Origin of the sequence: Tabrizicola sp., from assembly GCF_036781545.1 — a bacterium.
Lineage (GTDB): Bacteria > Pseudomonadota > Alphaproteobacteria > Rhodobacterales > Rhodobacteraceae > Tabrizicola.
The window spans coordinates 1-3,326 of record NZ_DAIQAT010000251.1 but is presented as its reverse complement, the minus strand read 5'-3'; the positions used below and the strand labels follow the sequence as shown (position 1 = coordinate 3,326).

Here is a 3,326-nt window from a genome sequence, read left to right as displayed (position 1 = left end):
CCAACGCTCCTCACGAAAGTTCGACCACGAAACACAAACCTTCAAATCCTGGGCCAGTGCAACGGAAGAGAATCCGGTCACCGCCAGAACGGCGGCGAGAATGGTGGTACGCATTTTATCCTCCCTGTGTGTCGGCCACGCCATGCCATGACCGGCCCGGCAGATTCGCCGGGACAGGCAGGACTGTGCCGCGAATAATTTCAGGTGTCAAAATATAAAAGCGCAGGGCCCTGTTCGGCTCCGTTCTGGCCTATTTCCCGGCCCCGTATCGCAGGGTTCCGGGCCGCTGATAACCGTTTGACCCGCCATCCCTATATGCAGGCGGGGTCCTCCGTCCCTCGCGGCAAGGGTTCAGCGGGGCTATGGCCGGGTCAGGTACAACAATTTCAGTTGTCAAAATAAATCTGGCGGGCAAAGCTTGGCAGGGACGGGGAAGACGAGACCTCGGCGGAACGCAGTAGCGCGAGCTTCGGAGATTTCAGGAAATGCATCCGAAGGTGGTTCTGTCGGACGGGGAGAGGCGAAGGGGTGTCGGCCCCCTGATCCCGCCCCTGACCGAAAGCCAGCGCCCCCTGCGCCAGCAGGTGTTCGAGCTGATCCGTGCCGCCGGGCTTATTCCCCGCGTGCAACTGGCCAAGGATCTGGGCGTCAGCCCCGCCTCGGTCACGACGATGTCTTCGGAACTGATCGAGGCCGGCCTGATCGAGGAGGTCGCCGCCCCGCGCGAGAACGATGCCGGGCGCGGCCGCCCTGCCGTGGCGCTGGGGGTGCGGGCCCAGGCGCACCGCGTCGCGGGGATGAAACTGTCGGACCGTGAACATACCGCGGTGATCGTCGATTTCGCCGGCAAGCTGATCGCCGACGACTCCATCCCGCGCCTGCCGGGGCCGATGTCGCTGCCGGAAATCCTGGACACGATCGAAACGCTCCTCTCCCGCGTCTGCGCCAAGGCGGGGGTGGAGCGTACGGACCTTTCCGCCGTCGGCATCGGGCTTCCGGGCTTCGTCGACTGCGCCGAGGGCGTGGTCTTCTGGTCCTCGATCCTCGCCGACCGTGCGGTGCCCGTCGCCGCCGCAGCCACCGCGCATCTGGGTCTGCCGGTCCATATCGACAACGACGCCAACCTCGTGGCGCTGGCCGAGCTGTGGTTCGGCGCCGGGCGCAGCCTGTCGGATTTCGCCGTCGTCACCATCGAGCATGGCGTCGGCATGGGCTTCGTCATGAACCACCGCATCTATCGCGGCGCGCAAAGGCTGGGGATGGAGCTGGGGCATACCAAGGTCCAGCTCGACGGGGCGCTCTGCCGCTGCGGCCAGCGCGGCTGCCTGGAGGCCTATGTGGCGGACTATGCGCTCGCGCGTGAGGCGGCGACGGCGCTGAACTGGGGCCACAAGGAAAGCCAGCCGATCACCGTTCTGCTGGAAAGCCTGTATGACCATGCCAAGGCCGGGAATGCGACGGCGAAGTCGATTTTCCGCCGCGCCGGGCGCTATCTGGCGGTGGGATTGTCGAATGTGGTGAACCTCTTCGACCCTTCGCTGATCATCCTGTCGGGCGAGCGGATGCGGTATGACTACCTCTACGCCGCCGAAACCCTGTCCGAGATGGAGAACCTGGCGATCGACACCGGACGCGCGCCCCCGCCGATCGAGATCCATGCCTGGGGCGACCTTCTCTGGGCGCATGGCGCGGCGGCGCTGGCGCTCTCGGAAGTGACCGGGGCGATCCTGGCGCCCGCCAGCCGCGAAATCGCCGCGCAGTAGTCCCTTCTGCGGCCTGCCCGACGCGCGCTTCTGACCGTTCCTCGTTCGACGTCTCCGCGACGCCGCGAGGGGTGACGACGTCACCGACGCGCCAGCCATCCCCGCATCCGTGCGTCCAGTTCGGCATTGATCGCCCCGCCCAGAAGCACCGCCCAGACCGACAGGTAGAGCCACATCATCAGGATGATCACCGCCCCGATAGAGCCGTAGATCGCGTTGTAGCTGTTGAAATTCGCCAGATAGACCGAAAATCCGATCGACACCCCGGCCCAGGCCAAAGCCGCGACCAGCACGCCCACCGTGATCCAGGGCGAGCGGAACCCCCCCGGCACATTCGGTCCGAAACGGTAAAGGATAGACAGGCAGGTGACGACCAGAAGGAACATCGCCGCCCAAGGCAGGACCCTGGTCAGCCAGGCCTCGAAGGTGCCGAAGGTCACGTAGCTCAGCAGCACCGGCACCACCACCACCGTCACCAGCGCCACGAACAGTGCGCCGATCAGCGAGGCGGTCAGGATGAAGTCCACCGCCCAGCCCTTGAGCCAGCTGCGCGGGCGCGAGCGGTGCACCACGTCCAGCCCCTGCACCAGCGCCGAGACCCCGGCCCGCGCCGAATAAAGCGCGATCATCAAGGACAGGAGCGTCGTCCATTGCAGCGCGGAGCGCGGCGCGGTGATCAGCCCCATCACCTGGTCGTGCACCAGCGTCCGCGCCTCGGGCGGCAGGAAGCGTTCGGCCACCGCCAGATAACCCTGGATCACGCCGGGATCGGCGAACATGCCCCAGACCGCCACGGCGGCGGCCAGGCCGGGGAAGACGGCGAACATGGCGAAGAAGGCCACCCCGGCGGCGATCAGGCCAAAATGCCCGTCACCCACCCGCAGCCAGACACATACCAGAAAGTCCCAGACCTGCCGCACCTGCCTCATGCGTCAGAGCTTCCCCCGGATTGCCGCGCGACGCAACTTGAAGCCGGATGCCCCGCGTGGAATGGTAGCGCCAACAGGAGGACACCATGACCTATATCCCAGCCGACGACCGGTATCAGCGGATGATCTACAACCGCTGCGGACGCTCCGGCCTGAAGCTTCCGGCGATCAGCCTGGGCCTCTGGCACAATTTCGGTCACGACACGCCGCATTCCACCAAACAGGCGATCTGCCGCACCGCCTTTGATCTCGGGATCACGCATTTCGACCTCGCCAACAACTACGGTCCACCCCCCGGCAGCGCCGAAGAGGCGTTCGGGGAACTCCTGAAGACCGACTTCCGCTCCCTGCGCGACGAACTGATTATCTCCTCCAAGGCCGGCTACCTGATGTGGGACGGCCCCTACGGCGAATGGGGCAGCCGGAAATACGTCATCGCTTCCTGTGACCAGAGCCTCAAACGCATGGGTCTGGACTATGTCGACATCTTCTATTCCCACCGCTTCGACCCCGACACGCCGCTGGAAGAAACCATGGGCGCGCTGGACCATATCGTCCGCTCCGGCCGGGCGCAGTATATCGGCATCTCCAGCTACAACAGCCAGCGCACGCGCGAGGCGGTGGCGATCCTGAA

General features: G+C 65.5%; 3 protein-coding genes and 1 pseudogene. 2 read left to right on the top strand and 2 right to left on the bottom strand.

What is annotated here, in order from left to right:
- A pseudogene (locus V7Q39_RS20210) lies at nt 1-114 on the bottom strand (D-xylose ABC transporter substrate-binding protein); the annotation flags it as partial.
- 371 nt (nt 115-485) lie between these two features.
- Here V7Q39_RS20210 and V7Q39_RS20205 point away from each other — a divergent pair.
- A complete protein-coding gene (locus V7Q39_RS20205) occupies nt 486-1,763 on the top strand; it encodes an ROK family transcriptional regulator (RefSeq protein WP_333818412.1) in 1,278 nt (425 codons plus the stop codon).
- Nucleotides 1,764-1,843: 80 nt separating this feature from the next.
- On the opposite strand, the gene V7Q39_RS20200 is transcribed toward V7Q39_RS20205, so the two are convergent.
- Nucleotides 1,844-2,692, bottom strand: a complete 849-nt coding sequence (locus V7Q39_RS20200; RefSeq protein ID WP_333818411.1) for a YihY/virulence factor BrkB family protein — start codon at nt 2,690-2,692, stop codon at nt 1,844-1,846.
- An 86-nt stretch (nt 2,693-2,778) separates the two neighbouring features.
- Between V7Q39_RS20200 and V7Q39_RS20195 the strand changes: the two genes are divergently transcribed.
- On the top strand, nt 2,779-3,326 hold a 548-nt coding region (locus V7Q39_RS20195), incomplete at its 3' end, for an aldo/keto reductase (RefSeq protein ID WP_333818410.1).